This is a genomic window from Sphaerimonospora mesophila (assembly GCF_001417795.1).
GTDB classification, from domain to species: Bacteria; Actinomycetota; Actinomycetes; order Streptosporangiales; family Streptosporangiaceae; genus Sphaerimonospora; species Sphaerimonospora mesophila.
Map to the genome: position 1 here is coordinate 45,155 of NZ_BCBX01000032.1, position 24,905 is coordinate 70,059.

The following is a 24,905-nucleotide window of genomic DNA, read 5'->3' on the forward strand; positions in this document are numbered from 1 at the left end:
CGCCGCGTGGCTTCACGTCGCCGTTCATGCACCCGGACTCTCCGCGGCAGAGCAGACAAAACCCGCTGCGGGTCTCCCGGGTGCGGGACGACTACGGCCGGCCCGAGGGGGTGGAGGCCGATGGGCGCATCCGTGCCCTATGGGTGGTGAGTACCTCGCGCGACCGGTGCGGATGCCGTACGGCTTGAGGGCCTCGCCATGACGCCCGCGGCCCAGAGCGCTATGCCGATGTAGAGGATCTGCTCGGGGATGCGCTGCCACAGCGGGGTCGCCGCCTCGCCCGCCAGGGTCACGCCGTCCAGCGCGGCGTGGATGTTCGCCGGAAGCATCAGTACGAACAGCAGTGCCAGGCAGATCCCGGCCGCCTTGCGGGTGGCCGGGAGCACGAGGCCCACCGCCCCGGCCAGTTCCAGGACGCCGGTCAGGTGGACCACGAAGGCGGGGAACGGGACGAACGGCGGAACCATGGCGACCATGTCGGCGTGGTTCGGCATGAAGGTCACGTCTGACGGGACGAAGTGGGCACTGGCCGTCATCACGAGCATGACGGCCAGGCCGTGCGCGGCGCTGACCCGCCAGGTGGCGAAGCGAGCCACGTCGAACAGCGCGCCCAGCAGGCGGAAGCACACGGTGGCCACCACGAGAACGATCAAGGTCATGGGACTCTCCCTTCTTTAGATAGTTAGACTATCCAATTATGGATAGTGACGCTATCCAATTAGGTCTCGGAGGTGATCCGCTCATCACCGGAAGGTGACTGCGGTGACCACGGGAGGTGGCGAAACCTGGCCGGGGGCGGCCGTCGGCGGTATCTTTCCCGGGTGATCCTGTGATCGTCGGGACGGGGAGGTTCCGTGAGCGACGGCCGCACGGCGGAGATCATGATCGCTGAGGCCAGGAAGGCGGACCTGGGACTCTGATCGGGAGGGACCCGACCGGCGGGTAGGACGACCCGGTTTTGTCGGAGTGATCGGCTACGTTCCGAGGCCATGAACGACCGTTCCCCCGACGGCGAAACCGTGTGGGCGCAGCACAGCAGGCTGCGTGTGGTGCCCCCGGTCAAGCCGCGCAAGCTGGCGAAGGTCCCCTTCGTCGAACTGGCGGATGGCCGGCTGCAGGGCGTGGTGTCGAGCGGCTCGGACATCAGCCGGGTCTACGTCTCCTCCATCGCCGCCGGCACCCACGACTACAACTGCAGCACCAACAACAATCGCCCCTGCGGTGGACTGTACGGCTCGCCGTGCAAGCACCTTCGGGCACTCGCCGCCGAGGCCGTCCTGCAGTACGGCCTCGACCGCGTGGCCCGTTACCTGCGGGTGGACGTGCCGGATGGCACCGAACTGGTCGACCGCCTGACCGGTGCGCACGAGCCCGCACCCGCCGCCATGGTGTTCAGCCGTTTCCTGCGCCACCTGGCCTACCTGGAGGTGCCGGAGACCACGATGCCGATCCCCGAGATGCACTGGTTCCCCGCAGAGGGGGCGGTGCGCTGATGCTCGCCGTACAGCTGGCCGACCTGCTCGACGGCGATCCGGAGGGCACGGGGGAGGCGCTCGCCCTGGTCGACGGGTTCGACGACGCCCTGGTGCACGGCCTCGCCCGGCTCGCCGACGAGCGGACCGCCGCGCTGGCGGCCCTGGCCGGGGCGTTCACGGCGACCCCGATCGGCGAGCGGCTCGCGGAGGCGGCGGCCGAGGTCGCCTCCGGCTCGATCGCAGCGGAGCACCTGACCGCGCTGGCGGGCGGCCGGGCCGCGCTGTTCGGCGCGGTGCACGACGCCCTGCTCGCCAGGCTGGACGCGGCGCTGGGACGCGAGCGCGAACCCTGGAGCCCCGCGCCGGAGTCCGAGCCGTACGGAGTCGCCAACATGCTCGGCGGGGTCCGCTCCTGGCTGCGCGAGCTGGCCATCACCGGTTGGCGCGGCGTAGACCACGACCTCGTCTCCGCCGTCGACCAGATCGTCGAGGCGCTCACGGCCGCGCCCGGACAGCGCAGGCTCGCCGTGCTGCTGGACGGTTTCGCGGCCGAGCTGCGGGCCTCCTGCCCGATCGCCACGATGGAGCACCTGCCGGTACGGCGCTGGGCCGACCTGTGGACTCGTGCCGTGCTGCTGGCGCAGGACGGCGTGCTGCCCGCGGAGCCGCGGCCGGTCGGCCTGGTGTCGGGGCGGCTGCTGGTCCTCGGTGTGGACGTGCACGAGCACGGCACCGCGGTCCAGTTCCAGGTCCACGCCGTCCTGGAGCCCGCCGACGGCGGCCCGGCCCGGCTGGTGCGGACCGGAGTCACCGTGGCCAAGGTCGACACCATCGTCGGGCCCGCGCTGTGGACGCTGGCGCACGAACACAAGGTGTTGCTGGCCGCGCTGGCCGACCGGCGATCGCTGGAGGTCACCGATCTGCCCCTGCTCGACAGCGGCGACCTGGTCTGGCACGACGACCGGGCGTTCCTGGGCAAGCCGGCCGACTCGTTCACCACGGCCCGGCTGCACCTCGCGGGCGCGCTCGCCCCGGCGGTGCCGCCTCTGGAGCGGGTCCCGGTGCGGATCGCGGAACCCGTGCTGGTGGAGGGCTACAAGGTGACCGAGGACGGCTCGTTCGATCTCGGCGGAGCGGAGATCACTGTGGACATCGGGCGGCTGCCCTCCTGCGGCCCGCTCACTCCGAAGCTGGTCGCCGGCTCCTCGGCCTGTGTCGGGCTGGTCCGCTGGGACGGCGGACGCTGGCTGCTGCAGCCTCTCGCCGTACAGGCGAAGGTCAAGCGGGAGACGGTCGAGATCGGCACCGGTGACTGGGCCCAGGGCCCCACCGATCCCAAGGTGGTGAAGGCCGAGGCCAGGGCCGGAGACGCGGTCGCCGTGCTGCGCGAACGAGCCGGACGGTTGCTGCGGAGATGAGTGATCACATCTCGATCGGTGACCACGTCGGCGGGGAGCGGAACCGGCGTCAGGTGCTGTACTGGCGGCTGCTCGCCCGGCTCTTCGACCACGAGGAGCAGCCCGCGCTGGAGACCGCGAGCATGGCGGTCGTCGGCGACCTCGGCCTGCCGGCCGCGGTGCTCGACCCCTCCGTCTCGGTCGATTCGCTGGTGCAGCGCTTCCCCGAGCTGGCCGCCGAGTTCCGTGACCTGCTCGCGCCGGGTGCTCCAGGTGACGAGGTGCGCAGGGCCGCGCTGATCTCGAAGCTGCTGCTCAACGTCTTCGCCACCGGCACGGGCGACGTCACCGCCACGCAGCTCGCGACCTGGCAGCAGGACGCCGCCTGGTTCAAGCTGTCCATGTGCGGCGGGTCGGGAACGGGTGCGGGAACCGGGCAGGGTGCGGGATCCGCCGCCGCCGGGCCCGGAGCCGATGCGGGACCCGGAGCGGGAGTCGGTCTGGGACCCGGTGTGGGAGCCGGCGTGGGACCCGGTGTGGGTTCCGGGGCGGGAGCCGGCGTGGGACCCGGCGCTGGCTCCGGTCCGGGCGACGGCATCGACCCCGAGCTGGCCCGCGCGCTGGCCGAGCTGGAGGGCGACCTGGTCCACCGGATGCGGCTGCGCGAGGTCCTGGCGGACCCGGACCTGGCCAAGCGGCTCACGCCGAGCATGTCGCTCGTGGAGCAACTGCTGCGCGACAAGTCCAACCTGTCCGGGGTGGCCCTGGCCAACGCCAAGGCGCTGATCCGCAGGTTCGTCGACGAGGTAGCCGAGGTGCTCCGTACCCAGGTCGAGAAGGCCAGTGTGGGGGAGATCGACCGGTCGGTGCCGCCCAAGCGGGTGTTCCGCAACCTTGACCTGGAACGGACGATCTGGAAGAACCTCACCAATTACAGCCCCGAGGACCAGCGACTTTACGTCGACAGGCTCTATTACCGGCGCACCGCGCGGCGTACCACCCCGGCGCGCATGATCGTGGTCGTCGACCAGTCGGGCTCCATGGTCGACGCGATGGTGAACTGCACCATCCTGGCGTCGATCTTCGCCGGGCTGCCCAAGGTCGATGTGCACCTCGTCGCGTACGACACCCGGGCGCTCGACCTCACCCCGTGGGTGCACGACCCGTTCGAGGTGCTGCTGCGCACCCAGCTCGGCGGCGGCACCGACGGCACGGCCGCCCTGGCCCTCGCGCAGCCGAAGGTCGCCGACCCGCGCAACACCGTGGTCGTGTGGATCTCGGACTTCTACGAGTGGGACTGCGACGGCGTCTACGCCGGCATGGAGGCGCTGCACCGCTCCGGCGTACGGCTCATCCCGGTGGGCTCGGTGAGCAGTGGCGGGCAGCAGAGCGTGAACCCGTGGTTCCGGCAGAAGCTCAAGGACCTGGGCACGCCGGTCATCTCCGGCCACATCCGGAAACTCGTGTTCGAACTGAAGAACTTCCTCGCTTAGGAGACTTTGATGACCAATGAGATGCTGCGTGCGCCCGCCGAGGTGAAGTACGCGGAGGAGCTCGACTGGCTGGAGTCGATCGACGACGGCCCCAAGCCGTTCTCCTGGCGGCTCAGCCCTCGCATGGTGCGGCTGTTCGTGCTCGGCTCCGAGCGCTCCGACGGCCTGGACCGGGAGATTTCGCAGAAGTGGTTCGGCGACCGCGGTTTCGTCGAGCGCAGCATCGTGACGCTCGCGTCCGACCGCGGCCTGCTGCTGATCGGTGATCCAGGAACCGGGAAGAGCTGGCTGGCCGAGTTGCTCGCCGCGGCGATCTGCCGTAACTCCACCCTGGTCGTGCAGGGTACGGCAGGTACGACCGAGGATCACATCAAGTATTCGTGGAACGTCTCGATGGTGATCGCCAAGGGCCAGTCGCGCGAGTCGATGATCCCCTCACCCATCATGACGGCGATGGAGCAGGGCGTGATCGGCCGTTTCGAGGAGCTGACCCGCTCGACCAGCGACGTGCAGGACGCGCTGATCTCGATCCTGTCCGAGAAGTACGTGTCCATCCCGGAGCTGGACACCGACAACACCGTGTTCGCCAAGCCCGGCTTCTCGATCATCGCCACCGCCAACAGTCGTGACCGGGGCGTGAACGACCTGTCCTCGGCACTGAAGCGGCGGTTCAACTTCGTCCGCATCCCGGTGGTGACCAGCAAGACCAGCGAGGCGGAGATCGTCCGCTTCCGCACCACGGAACTGCTGCGCCGGCACCGCATCGAGCTGGACGTGCCGCCCACGCTGCTGGACATCCTGCTGCAGAGCTTCGCCGACCTGCGCGCCGCAGCGGCCTCGGCCACCAGCGAGGACGAGAAGCTGGAGTCGGCACTGTCCACCGCCGAGCAGATCGGCGTGCTGGAGGACGCCATCCTGCACAGCCACTTCTTCGGCGACCGGACGCTGCGCGCCGAGACCCTCGGCGGCTCGCTGGTGGGTTCGCTGGCCAGACGTGCCCCGGAGGATCTGGCGATCCTCAACAAGTACTGGCACGGGGTCGTCGAACCCCGCAGCAAGAAGGACGGCGGTGAGTGGACGAGCTTCCTCGAGGGCGGCCGTCAGACGATCTCGACGCTGTCATGAGCACGTTCGACGCCCTGCGCGGGCAACTCCTCGACGCCGCCGAGACGTTCTCCGGTGGCGGGGACGCCCTGTCCGGCATCCTGTCCGGCATGGTCGACGACGTCGACCGGATGCTGCGTGAGGAACTCGAGATCTTCCCGGTGTGCCACCACTCGCCGGCCTCGGCCCTGGCCATGACCCGGCGGCTGCGCACCAAGCGGCCCAAGGTCGTCTACCTGGAGCTGTGCGAGGACCTGCGGCCGCTCCTGGACGAGCTGCGCAACTGCCGGCTGCCGGTGGCGCTGCAGGCGTTCGCCACCCAGCTCGACGGCTTCCCGCCCGGCTCCGGTCCGCTCAGCGTCGTGGCGCCGGTCACCGAGGTGTCGGCCGAATACCAGGCGATCGCGTACGCGCTCGACACCCCCGGCGTCGAGCTGGTCCTGGTCGACCGCTCGGTCGACCACGTCTTCCAGTGGCAGCCCGGGGAGCCGGACGGCTCGGCGCTCTCCGGCGAGACCGCCTCCTCGGGTGAGACCGCGCCCTCCGGTGAGGAGGAGGCCCTGCACGGGGACGCCGTCGGCGTCGAGATCGGCGACCTGCGGCCCCGCTTCGCCGAACTGGAGGCGCACCTGCTGCACCACGGCAAGGTGCGGCACTGGTCGGAGTGGTGGGACCAGTACGTCGAGCAGCCGCTGACCGGAGCGGACTACGACACCTACCGGCAGGCCATGGCGCTGATCGGCAGCCTGTTCCGGCGGCTGCGCCCCACCGAGGACGACCGGCTCGCGATCGACGAGGAACGCGAACGCTACATGTGGACGCGGATCCGCGAGCACCTCGCCGCCTCCGGTGCCGTCCCCGCCGACTGCCTGTACGTATGCGGGGCCTTCCACGCCGTCAGCAGGGTGGCCGAGTTCGGCCTGGCGGCCGACGCGCCTCCGTACACGATCACGCCGCGCACCGGAACCAACTGGTTGTACGGGCTCATCCCGTCCAGCCATTCGGCCATCGAGGCCCAGTTCGGCCTCGCCCAGGGATCGGTGTCGATCGCGGCGGCGACCTGGGCCAAAGCGGTCAGACGCGGGGGCGTGACGCCGTACCGACTGGAGGGGCGGCAGGGCGGCGGCACCAGCGCCAAGGCCGGCAAGGCGACCAAGGCCGCCAAGGTTGTCCAAGGGGCCAAGGTTGTCCAAGGGGCCAAGCCCGGGCCGCCCGCGTCGGACGGACCGGCCGGCGACCGCCTGTCGGGCTTCCTGGCCGCCCCGCCCGTGCTCGACGGCCTGGACGAAGACGAACTGCGCGGCTGGTGCGTCGACATCGTGCGGCTGGCCCGCCGCAACGGCTACCTGGCCAGCACGGCCGACGCCATCGCCGTGTTCGAGACGTCGATCCTGCTCGCCGGCCTGCGCGGCCGGGCCAGGCCCACGCCGTACGACTTCGCGGACGCGGCGGTGACCTGCATCGAGAAGGACGTCGTGCCGGGCCGCCGGGACGTCCGCCGCCTGTGCGAGATCCTGCTCGGCGGCGATCGGGTCGGCGTGGTCGGCTACGACGCGCTCCCGCCACTCGCCCGCGACGTGTACGACCGGTTGGCGCCGCTGGGCCTGGACCTGAGCCGGCGCACCCAGCAGCGGGTGCTGCTCGACCTGAAGGCGAACCCGGAGCTGGAACCATGCTCTGACGTGCTGTGGAAGCTGCGCTACCTGCTGCCCGACGACGCGGTCCGTCCGATCATGGGGGTGCGCCGCCTCGGCGAGCGGCCGATTCAGGAGAGCTGGGACCTGGCGATCGGCCGGCACCAGCGGTCGATCATCGAGCTGGGCTACGAGGGCGTCAGCGTCGAGCAGGTGCTGGAGCAGCGGCTGCGCCGCAAGGTGTGGGAGCCGCAGGCCACCGCGGGGGTAGCGCTCGCGGCCGTGGCGGACGCGATCCTCTACCTGGGCAGTCGCCGGTTCGCCGACGAACTCGGCAATCGGGCGGTCGAGCTGCTGGCCGCCGAGCGTACGGTCGATGACGCCCCCGAGGTGCTGCGCCGGATCAGGCGGCTGCTGGCCCACTACCGGGCCACTGAGCCGGAGCTGCCGGCCTGGTGCGAGGCGTTCGTCACGGCCGGATACGCGCACTACTGCACCTTGCTGCCGACCGCGTTCACCGAGGACGACACGGGCGTACGCCAGGTCGGCGCCATGCTCGGCTTCCTTTTCACGCTGGAGAGCCTCGCGCTGTCGCTGGGCTGCGACCGGGCCCAACTCGAACTCGCCGTACGGCAGTCGCACCCGGAGGACCCCGCCAAGGTCGCGCTGCTGTGGGCGGCCAAGACGCAGCTGGGCCTGCTGTCGCGGGACGAGCTGCGGGCCAGGTGCGACGAACTGCTGGCCAACCCGCTCGTCGTCCCCGCCTTCCCGCTCTACCTGAGCGGGTTCGTCCAGGCACTCGAACCCGTCCCGGCTCTCGCGCCGTTCGTGGTCGAGGCGCTGTCGAAGGCGTTCGCGCGGCTGCCCGACTCCGTGCTGCTGCCGTGGCTGCCGACGTTGATCACGACGCTGCGCAAGCACGTGCCGGAGCTGGTGCCCGTGCTCGTCCGGGAGGCGGGCCGCACCTTCCCCGGCGGGCTCGCCGAGCTGGACGCGTGGACCCCGCCGTGGGAACGGCCTGCCGCACCACCGACCCGGCAGACCCGGACGGCACCCGTGCGGAGCGGGCCGGTGGCCGCCCTGCTGGTCCGGCACCCGCAGGCGTGCGACGCCGTGGCGGCTCTGCTCGGCTGCCCGGCGGAATGGCCGGCACCGGACGAGGTCCAAGCCCAAGCCCGGGTCGATGCCCAGGCCGATGCCGGGGTCGAGGTCCGGGAGCTGCTCGCCCGCCATCCGGCCACGACCGGCGCGATCGCCGCCCTGCTCGACCGCTCCTCTGAAAGGCGGTGTGTCAGTTGACGGCAGGGGGTGATCGGCAGGGGGTGATCGGCAAGGGGTGATCGGCAAGGGGTGATCGGCAGGGGGCGATCCGCCTCCTCGTGGCACCTCTCGGCGGCAAGAGCGCGGGTGGCTCCGCAGGCCGCGTTCGCGCGGTCGCCGCGATATGGCACTGCCTAGCCGTCACGGCGGCGGTGACGATGTCGCCGCGGCCCACGACGTTGAAACTTTCGGAGGATCCGCGTGGGCACCTGGCCGCGCCGACCTGTCCCGGCAGGTCGTGACGGGGGACTCCATCCGTACGGGCCGGGGGCGTTCTCCACCCGTTGGGCCGTCTATATCGTGTGGGCGCTTCTCCCCGATCAACGGAAAGGCGGTCCCATGAAGCGTCTGCGGGTACGGCTGGCGGCCGGGCTGTGCGCCCTGCTCGCGGTGGTCCCATTATCGGGCGGGGCGCTCCCGGCGTCGGCGGACGACGGCGTGCTGACCTACGAGGCCGAGGACGGGGTGCTGAACGGAGTGCAGGTGGAGACCTCGCTCTCCGGTTTCTCCGGCACCGGATATGTCGGCGGTTTCGACACCTCGACCGACAGCGTCACGATCACGATCCCCGACGCCGATGCCGGTCTCTACTCGCTCGGCATCCGCTACGCCGCGCCGTACGGCCAGAAGAACGCGACCCTCCAGCTCAACGGCGCCGGGCTCGGCGAGGTCACGCTGACCCCGAGCGACACGTTCACCTCGGTGTCGGCGGGCAAGGTGTTGCTGAAGGCCGGCGAGAACACCGTCACCGTGGTGAACAACTGGGGCTGGTACCTCATCGACGCCATCACCCTCACGCCGGCGCCGCCTCCGCCGCCGCACGAGGTGACCGGCGAGCTGTCCGATCCAGAAGCGACGCCCGAGGCCAAGGGCCTGATGCGCTACCTGACCGCGCATTACGGCACCGACATCATCTCCGGCCAGCAGGCCATGCCCAGCATCCAGCGGATCGAGCAGAACATCGGGAAGTCCCCGGCCATCGCGGGTCTCGACATGATGGACTACTCGCCCAGCCGCGTCGAACGCGGGACCTCCTCCCAGGAGGTCGAGAACGCGATCGACTGGGACGCCAAGGGCGGCATCGTCACCTTCGTCTGGCACTGGAACGCACCGAGCGGCCTCATCGACCAGCCGGGCAAGGAATGGTGGCGCGGCTTCTACACCGAGGCGACCACCTTCGACGTCGCCGCCGCCCTGGCCGACAAGGACTCGGCCGACTACGGGCTGCTGATCCGCGACATCGACGCCATCGCCGTACAGCTCAAGCGGCTGCGGGACGCGGGCATCCCCGTGCTGTGGCGGCCATTGCACGAGGCCGAGGGCGGCTGGTTCTGGTGGGGAGCCAAGGGGCCCGGCCCCGCCAAGGAACTGTGGCGGATCATGTACGACCGGCTCACCGGCCACCACGGGCTGCACAACCTCATCTGGGTGTGGAACTCGGTCTCGCCGGACTGGTATCCGGGTGACGACGTCGTGGACGTCCTCGGCTATGACTCCTACCCGCCCAAGGGCGACCACGGCCCGGTGAGCACGCAGTACGAGAAGCTGGTGGCGCTCGGCGGTGACCGGAAGCTCGTGACGCTGAGCGAGGTCGGGACCCTGCCGGACCCCGAGCTGATGCGGGCCTACCACGCGGACTGGAGTTACGTCGTCCCCTGGGACGGCTCTCCGCAGGACGGGGACAGCAACTCCCTGGAGTTCCTGCGGAAGTTCTACGACGACCCGCACGTCATCACCCGCGATGAACTCGGCGACTTCAAGCACGGCGGCTCCGACCCTTCACCGTCCCCGTCGCCGTCGCCCAGCCCATCGCCCAGCCCGAGCCCGAGTCCTTCCCCCAGCCCGTCGCCGAGTCCGTCGCCGAGCCCGAGCCCGAGTCCTTCCCCCAGCCCGTCGCCGAGTCCGTCGCCGAGCCCGAGCCCGAGTCCTTCCCCCAGCCCGTCGCCGAGTCCGTCGCCGAGCCCGAGCCCGAGTCCTTCCCCCAGCCCGTCGCCGAGTCCGTCGCCGAGTCCGAGTCCGTCGCCGACCCCCGGTGGGTGCTCGGTCGCCTATCGGACCAACGACTGGGGAAGCGGGTTCGTCGCGAGTGTCACCGTCGCGAACGGCGGAGTCACGCCGATCAACGGCTGGACCCTCGAATTCTCCTTCTCGGGCGACCAGAAGATCAGCACCCTGTGGAACGGCACGGTCACCCAGTCCGGCACACAGGTCACCGTGAAGAACGCCGACTGGAACCGTACGATCCGCGCGAACGGAGGTACGGTCGACCTGGGCTTCCTGGCCGACTACAGCGGCACGAACGCGGCACCGGCGAAGTTCATGCTCAACGGTGCTCCGTGCGTCAAGAAGTGATCACCTAGATCACCCGGATCACCCATCCGTCTGATGACCACCGCCGCCGAGGGGAGGGCTCACTGCTGGGGGCGTAGAGCCATCCAGATCGCCACCGCGTCCTCCTCTCCGGTGTTGTGCCAGAAGTGCGGCTGATGCGTGCGGAAGTGGAGGGCGTCACCAGGATTCAGCACGTGCAGCACCCCGCTGACCCCGAACTCCAGTTGGCCTGACACCAGGTAGACGAGTTCCTCGCCGGGGTGCTGCATCGGTTTGGCGCCGCTGCTGGCCCCGGGGATCACCGTCGCCACGGCCGCGGCGACCAGGAACTCGCCGTAGGGGCCGCTGATCCCGCTGAGGTCGATCCCCGCGTGCGAGGTGTAGATCGGACGGCCTCTGCCCGCGGGAGTGAAGACCGTCGGGTACTCGTCGTCGTCCTCCTCTTCCACGAAGTACGAAACGGGCCGGCCGAGCGCTGCCGCGATCTTGAGGAGCGTCGTGATCGTCGGCACCATGTCGGCCTGCTCGATCTTGTGGATCGCGGCGGCGGACACGTCGGCGCGCTCCGCGAGCGACTGGAGCGAGTAGCCCTTCTCCTTGCGAAGCGCCTTGATTTTCGGGCCTATGCCGGAGACGACCTCGGCCACCCGTACCTTCACTTCGCGCCTCCGCTAGATGTGCCGAGGTTCGCACTCCGTAACAAGCACCCATCGATACCTTGACGCCGCCGAGCAGGTACGTCAAGTATGGTAAACGGAAATTTGCGCATGCTCAATGCGATCGAGGCCTCCCCGAGGAGAATCGAAGTCAGATGCCCAGGCGAATCGTAGTCGTAGGTGGCGGAGCAGCAGGTATGGGCGCGGCCGGCGCCGCGAAAGGTACCGACCCCAACGCCGAGGTCATCGTCTTCACCGAGTATGAGGACACCTCGTACAGCCCCTGTGGGATCCCCTACGTCCACGGCCAGGAGATCGCCAGCTTCGAGTCTCTCTTCATGGCGACCAAGCAGCACTATGTCGACCAGGGCATCGACATCCGCTATGAGACGGCCGTCACCTCCATCGACGTGAAGGCCAAGACGGTGACCGCGTCCGACGGGACCGTCGAGCGCTACGACTCGCTGGTGCTCGCGACCGGGTTCAACTACGCCGACCCGGGGGTGCCCGGGGGCGACCTCGGCGGCATCTACTACGTGAAGAACATCCGCCAGGCCATGGAGTGGGACAAGGTCCTGGACACGGTCAAGACCGCGGTCGTCGACGAGGCGACGCCGCTGGGCACCGAGATGGTCACCGCGCTGGCGCATCGCGGCATCGAGACCCATCTGGTCGACCCCGCGCCGTGGGCCATGTCCATGGCCACCGATCCCGACATCATGCAGCCGGTCGAGGAGTCCTGGGTCGAGATGGGCGCCAAGCTGCATTTCAAGACCAAGGTCACCGGATTCGTCGGGAAGGGCGGCAAGCTCACCAAGGTCACCACTTCGGAGGGGGACATCCCGGCAGACCTGGCCGTGGTGGCGACGAAGAAGGAGCCCAACACCGCGGTCGCCGTCGCGGCCGGCATCAAGACCGGCATGAGCGGCGGCCTCATCGTCGATGGGCGGATGCGCACCTCCGCCCCCGGTGTGTACGCGGCGGGCGACTGCACCGAGATCCCGCACGGCGTCTCGAACGTCCCGATCCAGGGGCTGTCCGGCAGCCACGCCTACGCCCAGGGCAAGGTCGCCGGCACCAACGCGGCCGGCGGTTCCCGGGAGTACCAGGCCGTGTACGTCCCCTGGGGCATGGTCGCCGGCAAGTGGATGATCGGCGGGGTGTCCTTCAGTGAGACGCTGGCCACCGCTCTCGGCCTCCCGTTCATCACGGGCATGGCGCAGGGCATCTCCCGGGCGCGCTACTACCCCGACGTGAAGCCGGTCAAGGTCAAGCTTCTCGCCGAGCCCGAGCACCTCCGGCTCATCGGAGCCCAACTCGTCGGCGGCGAGGGCATCAAGGAACGCGCCGACTTCCTGGCCATGGCCGTACGCACCGGGATCACGATCAACGACCTGGCGACCATGGAGAACGTCTACAGCCCGCCGATCGGCGCGCTCAACGAGCCGATCGCGCTCGCGGCCCAGAACGCGCTCACGAAGGTGAGGAGCTGACATGGGCCTGACGCGCTGGGTTCGCTCCCGCTCGGAGTATCACCTCATGATCGACGCGCAGGACAAGGTGGGCGCCCGGCACGGTGCCCGGCGTCCCCACCCGCCGCGCGGAGCCGAGATCTTCTGGCGCCGGGTCTACGTCCCGATCTTCCACCGGCTGCCCCTGAAACTGCGCAACGCGATCATCGCGCGCATGCCGGGCAGCCATCGGCAGTCCTGGACTCCCCAGCCACCCTCCAAGGGTCCCGCGGTCTGACCTGGGATCCGTCTTCTCTCCCCGCCAACAACATCACAAAGGAGTGACATGTCCACCAAGACCGTGACCGTCGCCACCCCCCAGGACGGGGATGTCCTGTGGGACACGAGCGAGAAGGTATTCGAGGACATCAGGGCCAACGAGGGTGAGAAGGCGACGGTCTTCATCCACTCGGTGCCGTTCGAGGGATCGGTCTCCCTCGTCAACCTGATGACCTCCACGCGCCTCCAGCGCAAGGGGTTCAAGCTGACGATCGTCCTCTACGGGCCCGCGGTGCTGCTGGCCGCCGCCGGCCGCGGCTATCCCGCGGTCGGCACCGAGGGCTTCCCCGGCAACCTCGCGGTCAACAGGCAGATCAAGATCCTCCTCGAGGAGGGCGCCACGATCTACGCCTGCCGCTTCGCGATGGGCGCGCTGTACGGCATGCGCGAGGACGACCTGATCCCGGGCGTCAAGGCGTTCAACCCGCTGGACGTGCTCGACGCCGCCCTGACGGCGTGGCGGGAGCGTCACTTCCAGCTCAACACCTGGACGATGTAGATGGCAAAGGCACCGTCACGTCACATCGACGCGCACCGTCACATCGGCGTGCTGCCGGCGTTCCCCTTCTACGGCGGGCCGCCGGTCAACCCCGATGTGAACGCACGCGCCACGGTCGACGAGCTGATCGCCGACATGGACCGGGAGGGCACCGAGCGAGCCCTGGTGATCCCCAACTACGGGGTCCCCGACCCGAGCCACTCGTTCGCGCTCAACGAGCTCGTCCTCGAAGCGGTCGGCCGGAGTGATCGCCTCAGCGCCGCGCTGTGGGCCTCGCCTCGACCGCAGGACGCCGAGCTCACCGACAAGGCGCTGTCGCTCGCCTCGGAGAGCGGGGTGAAGGCACTCAAGATCAGCTTCCTGCTCGGCGGCTCGGCCGAGGATCCGGAGTGTCTGGCCCGGCTCGACAAGGTGTTCGCCGTCGCCAAGGCCAACAACCTCGTCGTCCACGTGCACACCTCACCGGGTGCCGCATCGGACATCGACAAGGTCGGCCTGCTCGTGGAGCGCTACGCGGATGAGACGCCGATCCACCTCGTCCACTTCGGTGGCGGGGTGAGCGGCCACATCAAGCTCATCGGCAAGCGGTTCTTCGACTGGATCGAGTCCGGCAAGAAGGTCTACACCGACCTGACCTGGTCGGTGGGCTTCGCGCCGCAGTGGCTCGCCCGGGAGATCGACCGTCGCGGCATCGGCGGCGATCGCGTGCTGTTCGCCTCCGACCAGCCGTGGGGCGAGTTCGCCGGTGAGTACGCCCGCATGGTCGACGCCACGGGCGGCGGTGAGCTGACCGAGTCGGTCTTCCACGGCAACTTCGAGCGGCTCTACGGCTGATCGGGCCGTGCCATGAGTCCCAGGCGGAGCTCCGCCTGGGACTCGTGGTGTCTTCGCCGACGGGCCGGAACACGGAAGGGGTGGGATTGTGGCGAGGTCGGGAGAATCGAACGAGGTCGTCGCGCACTGGCAGGGCGGCTGGCGGGCGACCGTCACGGCCGGGCCGTTCTCGTTCGAGGTCGACGAGCCCGAAAGCGTCGGCGGAACGTTCACCGGTCCCATGCCGACCGAATACCTCCTGGGGTCCCTCGCGTCCTGCTACGCGCTGGCGCTGGCCTGGTGTGCGCGCAAGCGCGGCGTGGAGATGACGGATCTGTCGGTCTCCGCGATCGGGGAGTACGACGGCCCGAGCTTCAGCGGGATCCGGCTGCGGGTGAGCTCCAGCCTCCCGGCGGAGCGGCTGCGGCCGCTGCTCGAGCCGGCCTCCCGGGTCTGCTACGTCTCCAACACGCTGGCCCGCTCACCGCGGATCGAGGTGAGCACGGCCGACGCCGACGGCTGAGGGAACACCCGGCATGTACGCGCGGGGGCCGGCGGACCCGTCCGGTCCACCGGCCCCCGCGTCATCGCTCACGTCCTACGGTTCAGGCCTTACGACTCAGGCCTCGTCGGAGAGCTTCGCGTCCAGCGCCAGCAGCGTCTGGACGAACACCTCGATGGGCGCCTCGGCCACCCCGGCGCCCACCTGGCCGCTGCCGTCGGAGTTGTGCAGGATGCCGGTCGTCACCTTCGGGGTGATGCCCAGCTCGACGACCTTGCGTACGTCCACGCCCACCGGCGACCCCTTCATCCCCCAGTAAGGGATCATGAAGCGGCTGGAGTTGCCGACGCACACCTCGTTCAGTTCCTCGGTCAACTCGGCGGCGTTCGCCATCGTGCCGCCGACGAACTGCGCCACCGCCGGCGACCCGGCCGCGACCGCGCCCCCGAGCCCGACCAGCTCCAGCACCGCGCTGTCTCCCACATCAGGGGAGGCGTCGGCCTCGTTGCGTCCGGGGTGGTAGAGCGCCCGCCCCACCATCGGCGCGGGGGCGTGGAACCATTCGGCGGAGGGGCCGGCGAGCCAGGCGGCGAAGTCGGTGCCGTTTCGCGCCATCCCGATCACGATCGAGCTGTTCTCCACCTGGGCGGCCCATGTGGTCAGGGCCCGGGCGGCGGCCATTCCCAGGCTCAGGAACAGCAGATAGTTGGCGGACAGGAAGGTCGCCACCTCGATCCGGCGCGGATGGTCGCCCGCCACCAGCGCGGGCAGCAGGCTGCGCAGTAGCAGGTTGGTCGCGGCCTGGGTCCGTACGTGGACGTCGTCTCCCATCGCGACCGCCTGAGCGGCCAGGGACAGCACGTCGACCGGCCCATGCTCCCGAACGGCGGCGGCCAGCACCGGACCGGCCGCCTCCTGCAGGAGCACCAGCCGTTCGATCGCACCCGGCGTGTCCCGGCCGAACCACGCGACGTCCCCCGAGCCCTGCCCGATCGGAGCGTAGGCCCGGATGCCCGCCTCGGCGAGCTCGACCTCCCAGACGGGCGTGCTCGGCCCCATCGACGTGGCCATCGGCACCACCGTGCCGTGCTCGTTGGCCGGCTCCAGCCGGACCGTGCCGTCCCGGAGCAGGACGTCCGCCTCCTCCGGCGTTCGCGCCCAGCCCTCGGCGCAGACGACGGCGCGCATCGAGCGGCGCAGCGGATCTGTGACGCGCTCGATCGCGATCCGCGGCCCGCAGTGCAGCAGCACCCTGCCGTCGGCGAGCACCGGGATCACGTCGGCGGCGGTCCGTACGGCGACGAGTTGGGGTGCGCCGCGGTCCAGCCGCCGGAAGACCTCCTCGTTGGCCGCGTCGATCGTGCGCGTGTGCGGGCCGTACAGGCGCCGGAGCGCGGCTACCACGGTGCGGTCACCGCTGCCGGGGATGCGCCAGTCGAGCTGTACGACCGGGCGTCCCTGCTGCCTGATCGCCTCGGCGAACAGCGGCAGGCCGACGTTGACGACGTTGACCTCCCCGGGAAGGCGGATCGGAGTGGCGATCTCAGCTGTCGGCATCATTCTCCCTTTCGAGGGCTTCGACGAGGACTTACCTCGGCGACTCGGTGACTTCCGTGACTGGGGTGGCCCCGGTGACATCGGTGACGAACTTCTCCGCTTCGGCCACGAGCGCGGCCTCGGCCCGTTCGAACGACTCCCGCCGTGCCTTCGCGCGCTCCCGGAGCGATTCCGCTTTCGCGGCGCAGTCCGCCGCCATCTCCTCGACCACGGGCGGCGCGGCCCCGCCGCTCAGCGTCCGCGTCTCGACGATGCGCCGGGGATCGAGGATCTCGCTGAGGTCGCGGCCCTCCAGCCCGAGGGAGATCCCCGCGTACCGCCTGGCCGCCGCCTCCAGCCGCGTCCCGTCGAGGTCGATGCCGCGCAGCCCCTCCCGGCTCGCTTCGCGTACGGCGATGCCGATCACCTGGTACGCGGTCCGGTAGTCCACCTGGCAGGTCTGCATGACGAACTCCGCGAGGTCCGTCGCCTGGCTGAACCCGGACTCCAGGGCGGCCCACATCTTGTCGGCGTTGACCGTAAGGCTGCGGATGACCCCGCCGGTCAGCCGGGTCGTCCGGCCGGCCAGGTCCAGCGCGCGCGGGATCTCGCCGTACGCGTAGATCAGGTTGTCGCTCCGGGCGGACGGGCTCTTGCTGACCGCGAGGAACCCGGTGAGCCGGCCGATCATGGTGCCGGCGGCGCCGCGGATGATCGACAGCGCGTAGGGGTTGCGCTTCTGCGGCATGAGCACGCTGGAGCGGCTGTACCCGTCGGCGATGGTGACGTAGTCGAACTCGTTGCTCGCCCAGATCTCCAGGTCCTCGGCCAGCTTGCTCTGGGTGGTGAGCAGGCTGGAGGCGTGCGAGAGCGTCGCGATGAGACCGTCGATCTGCCACATGGCGTCGCGGGTGTGCTCGATGAAGCCGTCGAAGCCCATCAGGTCGGCGACCCGGCTCCGGTCGGCCAGCAGCCGGCTCCCGTTGACGCAGCCCGCGCCGCCCGGGCTCGTGTTGACCCAGTCGAACGCGTCCATGAGCCGTTCCGCGTCCCGCAGGATCGGATAGGCGAAGCTCACCAGGTAGTGGCCGAACGTGGAGGGCTGCGCGTGCTGGAGGTAGGTCTGGTCGGGCAGCCAGGTCCTGCTGTGCCGTCCGGCCACCACGGCGATGGCGTGGGCGAGCTCGGCCGCGTCCTCGACCAGGTCCTCGAGGACGGCGCGCACGTGGAGGCGGAGTGCGATGCGCACGGCCTCCCGCCGGGGCCGCCCGGCGTGTAGCCACCCCGCGTCGTCCCCGATCTGCTCGGTGAAGTGGCGCTCCCGCGAGTTGTACGGCTCGCCGTACGCCGGGTCGTACGGGAAGTCCTCGGGGGAGGTGCGTACCGCCTTGAGCAGCACCTCCATGAGGCGGCCCGCCGCAGGCCGGGGGATCACCCGGCGCTCGTGCAGGTCGATGACGTGCGCGATGTCGGCGAGGTTGAGGCCGGCGTGCAGCAGCGGCGCGTCGGCGTTCTCGAGCGCGAACCCGCTGTCGATCAGTTCCCGGGCCGGGCCGCCCATGGGCGGCCCCAGCCGGTCGGGTCCGCTCCGATGGTGTGCGGAGGGAACGGACGGCAGTCCGTCATCGATCATCGTGACTCCATCCCGCGACCGCGTCGAGCAGGCCGCCGGTATGCCAGAAGACTGTCGTGTGGCCGGGGTCGGCGCGCCGATCCCCGAGGATCCGCGCGAGCGCGCCCAGCGCCTTCGCCGAGTACACCGGATCGAGGACGATCCCCGAGGCGCGCAGGGCGAGCCGGGCGGCGCGCTCGCCCTCCTCGGACGGGTGCCCGTGGCCGGGGCCGCGGGCGTCGTACACGACGACGTCCGCCTCCCGCGGCGGCTCGGTGCCCATCAGCAGGGCGCACTCCCGGCCGAGCTTGAGGACGCGCCCGGCGGTCTCCTCCGGCGGCCGGCTGACCGCCGCTCCGCGCATCCGCAGCCGCCGCCCGAGCGCCACCGCCCCGGAGACGAGACCCGCCAGCGTCCCTCCGGAGCCGGCGCCCACCACGACCGTGGCCGACCCGTCGAACCTGTCGCGGAGCTGGGCGCCGAGTTCGAGCGCGGCCAGGTGGAACCCGGCGGATCCGACGGGTGTGGCGCCGCCGCGCGGCACCGCGTAGGGCCGCAGCCCCTCCCGGGTCAGCTCGGCCGCCGTCGCCTCGATCGCGGCGTCCACCGAGCCGCGGTCGGCGTCGTACGTCCATCGGACGTCGGCCCCCCAGTGGACGGCGGCGGCGTGGTTGGGGTGCCTGGCCGGTGGGGGCGAGCCGGCGTAGACGAGCACGCACCGCATGCCCGCCCAGGCGGCGGCCGCGACCGCGGCCTGGCAGAAGTTCGAACCGGGTGTCCCCCCGGTCACCAGGACGTCGGCGCCGGAAGCGGACGCGTCGGCGACGAGCATCTCCAGTTGGCGTGCCTTGTTGCCCGCGACCGCGAAGCCGGTCAGGTCGTCGCGTTTCAGCAGCAGGGGGCCGCTGACGCCGAGCGCCTCCGCCAGCCGCGGCGCCTCCTGGAGGGGGGTGGGCAGTACGGCCAGGCCGGCACGGGCGGGGGCGATCCCCCGGTGATCCGGTGTCACGGCCATGAAGGCGGCTCCTCGGCGGCGGCGCGCCGGGCCCGGGCCACGACCAGGTCCACCATTCGGGCGGCGGAACCGGGATCCGACGGGTTCTGCGTGTCACCGAGGTAGGCGCGCACGTTGGCGGCCATCCGGTCGGCGTTGACCTCCAGCCCCTCGACCAGCTCGACGCCGAGCGCGAGGGCCTTGCCCGTCAGCAGGCAGATCTCCGGCAGGGCGATCCACTCCGCCTTCCAGGCCCGCCCGTCGCGCTCGTGCTGGCTGACGACCGACTCCAGGAGAACGCCGGCGTTCGCGCGGACCAGGCGGGCGAGCGTGCTCAGGTGCTCGCTGCCCTCGGGATTGCGTTTGTGGTGCATGGTGATGCTGCCGACCACCCCGGCCGGTCGCGGCTCGCCGAGCTCCCCGATCTCCGGGCGCTGGAGCTCGTACACCTCCTCGCCGATCCGGGCGAGGGTGCCGGTGATCAGGGCGAGCACGCCGCCGAACTCCGCGATCCTGTCGCGTGCGCTCAACCACGAGATGACGGGATCGGCCAGCCCCAGCTCGGCGGCGAACCTGGCGCGTACGGCGAGTCCGCGGTCGCCGTACGCGACAAGGGTGCCGATGCCGTCGCCGAGCTGCGCCACGAGCCAGCGCGGCGCGCCCTCGCGTAACCGGTCGAGATGCCGTCTGATCTCGTCGGCCCAGGACGCCGCCTTCCAGCCGAACGTCGCCGGCGCCCCTGGCTGGCCATGGGTTCGGCCCGCGATCGGCGTCTCGCGATGCTCGGCCGCCAGATCGACGAGCGCCTTCTCGATGCGGCGCAGATCACGCCAGGCGATGGCGCCGACGGCGCGGATCGCCAGCGAGGTCCAGGTGTCGGTGAGGTCCTGTACGGTCGCCCTGACGTACACGTGCTCCCGCGCGGCCTCCGGCAGCACGCGGCGCAGCTCGTGGATCAGGCCCAGGGTCGAGTGCCCGGTCTGCCTGGTGCCCAGCGCGATCCGGTCCAGGTCGAGCCGGTCGACGCGCAGCTCATCGGTGATGATCGCGGCGGCCTCCGCCGGGATGATCCCCTCCGCCGCCTGCGCCCTGGCCAGCGCGGCGAGGACGTCGAGCCACGCCTGCAGCCGGGCCCGCTCCTCGAAGATCTGCCGCAGCTCGTCCGTGCCCCACAGATGTGCGTAGCCCGATGAGTCAGCGATGCGTGCGGTCACGTCATCTCCCCGTTCCGCTCCCTGTCCGATCCGTCTGATCCGCCCAGCCTTCCAGCCAGCTCGGACGCGGCGGCGAGCCCCTCCGCCACCAGCGAGAACGACGCCCCCCAGGGGACCACGACGGTGTCGCCGCGCGTCTCCACGCTCTCCTCGAGCAGACAGCACTTGGTGAGCCGGGCCTCGCCGGGGGGAAGCGGCAGCTCGGCCGCCAGGGCGGCCGGACAGATGTCGATCTGGCGTACGTCACCCGCCTTGTCCGGATAGAAGTGGTCGTGGATCGCACGGGAGCGGGCGCAGCCGAGCAGGACCCAGTCCGCCTGGGGCGGCACCTCGTCCAGATAGGAGATCTCCGCACCGGGGACCGACATGCCGCCTCCGCGGCAGGGCAGCAGGTAGTGCTCGGCCGGTTCGGCGGCCGCGATCTTCTCCAGGTCGACGACCTGTGGCACGCACTCGGTCGCGGGAAGCTCCTCGGCGGTGTCGACGACGCGCCGGACCTGGTCGTACAGCTTGGCCGGCCACGGGGGCGCGACGTCGAGCACGTGCACCCGGCGCGGCGTGGGATCCAGGATGAAGTTGACGTGCTCGTAGCGCCCGCGCACGATCACGCAGCGGGGCGCGTCCGGGATGTCGCGGGCCGCGCGGAGCAACTGGCTGGGGACGGCGGTGTCGATGTCGGGCCGGTCGACGAACACCGTCTCGTCCGGACCGGCCAGCACGCGTACGTCGCCGACGTCGATGAACAGCCCGGTGCCGGCGCCGCCGTCCCCCCGGGCGGGGGTCAGCTCGACCACGGCGTACGCGTCCCGGTTCCTGGCCACGACGAAGCGCGTCCTGCGGTAGATCTGCCGGCTGAGGAAGAGCGTGCGCAGGGAGTCGCCGTCGAGATCGACCGCGACGTCGGTGAACGCCACGGTCCGGTACTGGTGGGGGATCATGGTGTCTCAACTCCTGTGCGCGACCGGGAGTGCGTGGGAACCGCGCCGATGGTGTCGGAACGCAGCCCCAGCCGGAGCGTCTCGACGGCCATCGCCTCGGCCGGCTGGATGTTGCCGAGGTTGACGTCGGCGCCGTAACGCCGGATCAGCCACGCCTGCTGGGCTCTGCGGGGGGCCTCGAACAGCGTGGCCTCCAGGCCGACGGCCGCCACGACGGCGTCCGCGATGTCGGCGCGCACCTCGCCCTCGGCGTCGAACAGGCCGACCGTGCCGCTCTCCCGCCCCTCGGTCAGCACCCAGGTGGCGCCCGCTTCGACGTCGGCCCGCGCGTCCGCCGCCCACTGCGCGGCCGACGGGGTCGCCCGGGGATCCTTGAGCCCGACCTCGGACAGGACCAGGAATCGGGCGGCCGCGGCATCGATGATCTTGTCCTTGTCGGCGCGGGGCATCTCCACAGAGCCGCAGGACACCTCGACGCACGGGAAGCCCACGGCCTCGGCCCAGTCCATGAACCTGTCCAGCACGCCCTGCCGCCAGGAGATCTCCAGCAGCGTTCCCCCGGTGCAGGCCAGCACCTGGTGCGCGGCCAGCAGTTCGAGCTTCTCCCGGAGCGACGGGTCGACGTAGGCCGTCCCCCAGCCGAACTTCCACACGTCGATGTTCGCGGCGGCGGCCTGCAGCCGCCGCTCGACCTCGGACACCGACATGCCGTTGTCCAGAACGTGGGAGATGCCGCACCGGCGAGGCTTCCTCGTGCGCTGCGGGAGCACGAGGAAGTCGGGCTCCGCCGGGTTCAGGACCCGGACGGAGGTGTGGTTTCGGCTGGATTGTCCTGTCACGGGAGCGGCTTCCTCACTGGCTAGGATGACGCCGTCGGCGGCTTTCACCGATACGCATCGCACGGAAGAGAACTCATCTTGCCCCTCGGCGACATCCACGATCTTGAAGAACTGGCACACCGGCTGCGGTCCCTCCCGGGTGTCGTGGCCAAGAGCTCCATCGGCGTGGTCGCCGAGGTGTTCGGCGGCGGGGACTGGTGGGCCGGTCCCGGTGACGACGGCGCCGTCGTACACGATCGGGGACGCGACCTGATCGTCGGAGGCGAGGCGATGCTGCCCGCCTTCGTGGAGCGGGATCCGTACGGCGCGGGCGTCGCGGCCGTCCTCGCGAACGTGAACGACCTCGCCGCCATGGGCGCCCGGCCGCTCGCGATCGTCGACACGGTGACCGGACCACGCGACGTCGTCAAGGGCATCCTGGAGGGCCTGAAGTGGGCCGGCGAGGTGTACGGCGTGCCGATCGTCGGCGGGCACACCACCGAGACCGACGGCCCGCCCAGCCTGTCGGCGTTCGGGCTCGGCGTCGCCGAGTCCGTGCTGTCGGCCACCCACGCCGCGCCCGGCCAGGCGCTGATCCTCGCCTGCTGCCTCGACGGCAGGATGCGGACGGACTTCCCGTTCTTCCCGTCGTTCGACGAGCGGGGCGAGCGCCTCGCCGGCGACGTACGCACCCTCGCCGCCGTGGCGGAGCAGGGCGCCGCCGTGGCCGCCAAGGACGTCAGCATGGCCGGGATGATCGGCTCGCTGGCCATGCTCCTGGAGGCACGCCGGCTCGGCGTCGAGGTGGACCTCGACGTGCTGCCGGTGCCCGCAGGGGTGCCGATCGGCGACTGGCTGTCCTGCTTCCCCTGCTTCGCCTTCCTGCTCGCGACGCCGCCGGAGAAGGAGGCGGAGTGCGTCGAGGCGTTCACCTCCCGGGGCCTCACGGCGCGGCGGATCGGCACGCTGGACGACACCGGGAAGGTGCGCGTCGCCGACGCCTCCGGCTCCGTCGTCGTCTTCGACCTCGAGCGGGAGTCGGTCACCCGGCTCGACCGTTGAGGCGGTGAGTGCCTGCCTGCCGTGAGAGATCATCGCGTGAGGTCGATGCTCATCCGCTGGTGAGGCACGCCCACATAGGGAACCGGCTCGCCCACGGCCGACCAGCCGAGCCGGCGGAAGAAGGTCACGTTGGCGAGCTGAACGAAGGCGATCATGCGGCTGCCGCCGGCCGCGGCGGCGGTCGCCACCGCGTGCCGGACCAGGGGCCCGCCCAGCATCAGGTGCCGGTACCGCGACAGGACCGCCAGCCGATCTCCCTTCCACAGCGCCTCGCCCTCGTCGGACGGGGGCAGCGGGTAGAGCCGTACGGTCCCGACCGGACGGCCGTCCAGATATCCGACCACATGACGGGTGGCCGGATCGTGGTCGAACTCGTCCTGGTCGGTCCGCTCGAACAGGCCCTGCTCCTCGACGAAGACCGCGTGCCGGATCTTCGCGTACTCGGCGAACTCGTCCGGCGAGGCCGCCGTACGACAGACGAGGGTCGGCTCGCTCAGCTCAGACGACGAGCGGGAGAACCGGACGGCCATCGGCCAGACCCTTCGTCGAACCCGAACCGGCGCGTTCGAGCGCCGCCATGCCGGAACATGCCTGACACCGTGCGCAGCCCGCCTTGGTCCCGGCGGCGGTGAGCCCCCGTCGCAACATGTGCGGGACGACCCGCCGGTAGATCTTCTCGACGTATTCGGGGGACGGCGGCAGGGCGTCCTCCATCAGGCTGCCGGGGACCGGACGCAGCGGGACGATGAATGGGTAGACGCCGAGGTCGACCGCGCGCTTGCACATCTCGACCGTGATCTCGGGGTCCTCGCCCATGCCGAGGATGACGTACGTGGACACCTGTCCGGCGCCGAAGACCTGCACGGCGCGTTCCCACGCGGCGAAGTAGCGCTCGATGCCCCACCGCGCCTTGCCCGGCGCGATCTTCGCGAGCACCCGGGCGTCGAAGGTCTCCACGTGGATGCCGACGGAGTCAACGCCCATGTCGCGGACGCGGTTGATCACGTCGAGGTCGGCGGGCGGCTCGAACTGCACCTGCACCGGCAGGCCGGACGCCTCCTTCACGGCCTCGGCGCACCTGCCCACGTAAAGCGCGCCCCGGTCCGGGGTGGCCGTGCTGCCGGTCGTCAGCGTCACGTCGACGGCGCCGTCGAGATCCCGCGCCGCCACCGACACCTCCGCCAGCATCTCGGGCGTCTTCTTGGCGATGGTCCGCCCGCCGGCGAGGGAGACGCCGATGCCGCAGAAGGTGCACTGGTCGGAGTTCCCCCAGTAGGCACAGGTCTGCAGGACCGTGCTCGCCAGGGAGTCGAGGTGCATGAGGGCGATCTTCCAGTAGGGAACGCCGTCCGCCGTCTCCATGTCGTAGTACTTCGGGCGCGGCGCCGGCGACGCGTCCGCCAGGCGGACCGAGCCCTCGTAGATGCCGAACCCGTCGTCCTCCTGCCGCAGTGTGTACGGCGACTCCTTCACGTAGTCGGCGGTGGTCGGGACCGTGGCGGGTGCTCCGTTGATCCACAGCATTCCCGCATCGGCGGGGCCGGCGCCTCCGCTGCGCGCGCCGATCGAGACGTCCGTCCGCAGCCCTACGCTCTGCAGCTTGACGATCAGCTCGGCCAGCTCTGTCGCATCCAGTACTCGGTGGTTCGCCTCGGTCATGAGATGGCTCCTTGCCGGGCCCGATCAGGGCGGGGACAGCCCTGCGCGACCCTGGGAC

General features: G+C 70.7%; 22 protein-coding genes. 12 read left to right on the top strand and 10 right to left on the bottom strand.

Annotation, left to right across the window (positions count from 1 at the left end; all coding sequences use genetic code 11):
* Window positions 1-137: 137 nt before the first annotated feature.
* A complete protein-coding gene (locus tag AP234_RS07860; protein ID WP_055478929.1) occupies window positions 138-659 on the bottom strand; it encodes a DoxX family protein in 522 nt (173 codons plus the stop codon).
* Window positions 660-989: 330 nt separating this feature from the next.
* Here AP234_RS07860 and AP234_RS07865 point away from each other — a divergent pair, with 330 nt between their 5' ends.
* The 6 genes from AP234_RS07865 (at window position 990) to AP234_RS07890 (ending at window position 10,775) form a co-directional block, all read left to right on the top strand.
* The gene (locus tag AP234_RS07865) at window positions 990-1,493 is read left to right on the top strand and encodes a hypothetical protein (protein WP_055478930.1); all 504 of its coding nucleotides are present in this window, start codon (window positions 990-992) and stop codon (window positions 1,491-1,493) included.
* The gene (locus AP234_RS07870) at window positions 1,493-2,893 is read left to right on the top strand and encodes a hypothetical protein (RefSeq protein ID WP_055478931.1); all 1,401 of its coding nucleotides are present in this window, start codon (window positions 1,493-1,495) and stop codon (window positions 2,891-2,893) included. The genes AP234_RS07865 and AP234_RS07870 overlap by 1 nt, the downstream gene beginning before the upstream one ends.
* Window positions 2,890-4,365 (top strand): VWA domain-containing protein, encoded by a 1,476-nt coding sequence (locus AP234_RS38445; protein WP_055478932.1) that lies wholly within the window; start codon window positions 2,890-2,892, stop codon window positions 4,363-4,365. The genes AP234_RS07870 and AP234_RS38445 overlap by 4 nt, the downstream gene beginning before the upstream one ends.
* 9 nt (window positions 4,366-4,374) lie before the next feature.
* On the top strand, window positions 4,375-5,490 hold the full coding sequence (locus AP234_RS07880; protein WP_055478933.1) for an ATP-binding protein: 1,116 nt from the start codon (window positions 4,375-4,377) through the stop codon (window positions 5,488-5,490).
* Window positions 5,487-8,402, top strand: a complete 2,916-nt coding sequence (locus AP234_RS07885; protein ID WP_055478934.1) for a DUF5682 family protein — start codon at window positions 5,487-5,489, stop codon at window positions 8,400-8,402. Before AP234_RS07880 ends, AP234_RS07885 begins: the two co-directional genes overlap by 4 nt.
* 360 nt (window positions 8,403-8,762) lie before the next feature.
* Window positions 8,763-10,775: a glycosyl hydrolase gene (locus AP234_RS07890; RefSeq protein WP_063842820.1), complete on the top strand. Its 2,013-nt coding sequence runs from the start codon at window positions 8,763-8,765 to the stop codon at window positions 10,773-10,775.
* Window positions 10,776-10,834: 59 nt separating this feature from the next.
* On the opposite strand, the gene AP234_RS07895 is transcribed toward AP234_RS07890, so the two are convergent.
* A complete protein-coding gene (locus AP234_RS07895; protein WP_055478935.1) occupies window positions 10,835-11,413 on the bottom strand; it encodes a cupin domain-containing protein in 579 nt (192 codons plus the stop codon).
* 152 nt (window positions 11,414-11,565) lie between these two features.
* Here AP234_RS07895 and AP234_RS07900 point away from each other — a divergent pair, with 152 nt between their 5' ends.
* The 5 genes from AP234_RS07900 (at window position 11,566) to AP234_RS07920 (ending at window position 15,035) form a co-directional block, all read left to right on the top strand.
* On the top strand, window positions 11,566-12,903 hold the full coding sequence (locus tag AP234_RS07900; RefSeq protein WP_055478936.1) for an FAD-dependent oxidoreductase: 1,338 nt from the start codon (window positions 11,566-11,568) through the stop codon (window positions 12,901-12,903).
* A 1-nt stretch (window position 12,904) separates the two neighbouring features.
* Window positions 12,905-13,159, top strand: coding sequence for a hypothetical protein (locus AP234_RS07905; protein WP_055478937.1), 255 nt, complete (start codon window positions 12,905-12,907; stop codon window positions 13,157-13,159).
* 48 nt (window positions 13,160-13,207) lie between these two features.
* Window positions 13,208-13,699 carry an MSMEG_0572/Sll0783 family nitrogen starvation response protein gene (locus tag AP234_RS07910; RefSeq protein WP_055478938.1) on the top strand — a complete coding sequence of 164 codons (492 nt, stop codon included), beginning with the start codon at window positions 13,208-13,210 and terminating at the stop codon, window positions 13,697-13,699.
* Window positions 13,700-14,533, top strand: a complete 834-nt coding sequence (locus AP234_RS07915; RefSeq protein WP_055478939.1) for an amidohydrolase family protein — start codon at window positions 13,700-13,702, stop codon at window positions 14,531-14,533.
* Between the two features lie 88 nt (window positions 14,534-14,621).
* Complete coding sequence (locus AP234_RS07920) at window positions 14,622-15,035, top strand: OsmC family protein (RefSeq protein ID WP_055478940.1); 414 nt, start codon at window positions 14,622-14,624, stop codon at window positions 15,033-15,035.
* A 96-nt stretch (window positions 15,036-15,131) separates the two neighbouring features.
* Here the strand turns inward: AP234_RS07920 and AP234_RS07925 are convergent, their stop codons facing one another.
* The 6 genes from AP234_RS07925 to AP234_RS07950 are packed head-to-tail and all read right to left on the bottom strand — an operon-like array spanning window position 15,132 to window position 22,147.
* Window positions 15,132-16,574 (bottom strand): DUF1116 domain-containing protein, encoded by a 1,443-nt coding sequence (locus AP234_RS07925; RefSeq protein WP_200926289.1) that lies wholly within the window; start codon window positions 16,572-16,574, stop codon window positions 15,132-15,134.
* A 28-nt stretch (window positions 16,575-16,602) separates the two neighbouring features.
* Window positions 16,603-18,183: an argininosuccinate lyase gene (locus AP234_RS07930; protein ID WP_083501898.1), complete on the bottom strand. Its 1,581-nt coding sequence runs from the start codon at window positions 18,181-18,183 to the stop codon at window positions 16,603-16,605.
* Complete coding sequence (locus AP234_RS07935; RefSeq protein WP_055478941.1) at window positions 18,173-19,177, bottom strand: pyridoxal-phosphate dependent enzyme; 1,005 nt, start codon at window positions 19,175-19,177, stop codon at window positions 18,173-18,175. The genes AP234_RS07930 and AP234_RS07935 overlap by 11 nt, the downstream gene beginning before the upstream one ends.
* Window positions 19,168-20,370 carry a class-II fumarase/aspartase family protein gene (locus AP234_RS07940; RefSeq protein ID WP_055478942.1) on the bottom strand — a complete coding sequence of 401 codons (1,203 nt, stop codon included), beginning with the start codon at window positions 20,368-20,370 and terminating at the stop codon, window positions 19,168-19,170. Before AP234_RS07940 ends, AP234_RS07935 begins: the two co-directional genes overlap by 10 nt.
* A complete protein-coding gene (locus tag AP234_RS07945; protein ID WP_055478943.1) occupies window positions 20,367-21,308 on the bottom strand; it encodes a DUF7714 family protein in 942 nt (313 codons plus the stop codon). The genes AP234_RS07940 and AP234_RS07945 overlap by 4 nt, the downstream gene beginning before the upstream one ends.
* Complete coding sequence (locus AP234_RS07950; protein WP_200926290.1) at window positions 21,305-22,147, bottom strand: phosphosulfolactate synthase; 843 nt, start codon at window positions 22,145-22,147, stop codon at window positions 21,305-21,307. The genes AP234_RS07945 and AP234_RS07950 overlap by 4 nt, the downstream gene beginning before the upstream one ends.
* A gap of 78 nt (window positions 22,148-22,225) precedes the next feature.
* Here AP234_RS07950 and AP234_RS07955 point away from each other — a divergent pair, with 78 nt between their 5' ends.
* Window positions 22,226-23,188: an AIR synthase related protein gene (locus AP234_RS07955; protein WP_055478944.1), complete on the top strand. Its 963-nt coding sequence runs from the start codon at window positions 22,226-22,228 to the stop codon at window positions 23,186-23,188.
* A gap of 29 nt (window positions 23,189-23,217) precedes the next feature.
* On the opposite strand, the gene AP234_RS07960 is transcribed toward AP234_RS07955, so the two are convergent.
* Together AP234_RS07960 and AP234_RS07965 are read right to left on the bottom strand one after the other, a co-directional pair.
* Window positions 23,218-23,718, bottom strand: coding sequence for an MSMEG_0567/Sll0786 family nitrogen starvation N-acetyltransferase (locus AP234_RS07960; protein WP_055478945.1), 501 nt, complete (start codon window positions 23,716-23,718; stop codon window positions 23,218-23,220).
* Entirely contained in the window at window positions 23,687-24,847 is a 1,161-nt protein-coding gene (locus AP234_RS07965; RefSeq protein WP_055478946.1) for an MSMEG_0568 family radical SAM protein, read from the bottom strand. Before AP234_RS07965 ends, AP234_RS07960 begins: the two co-directional genes overlap by 32 nt.
* Between the last annotated feature and the right edge of the window lie 58 nt (window positions 24,848-24,905).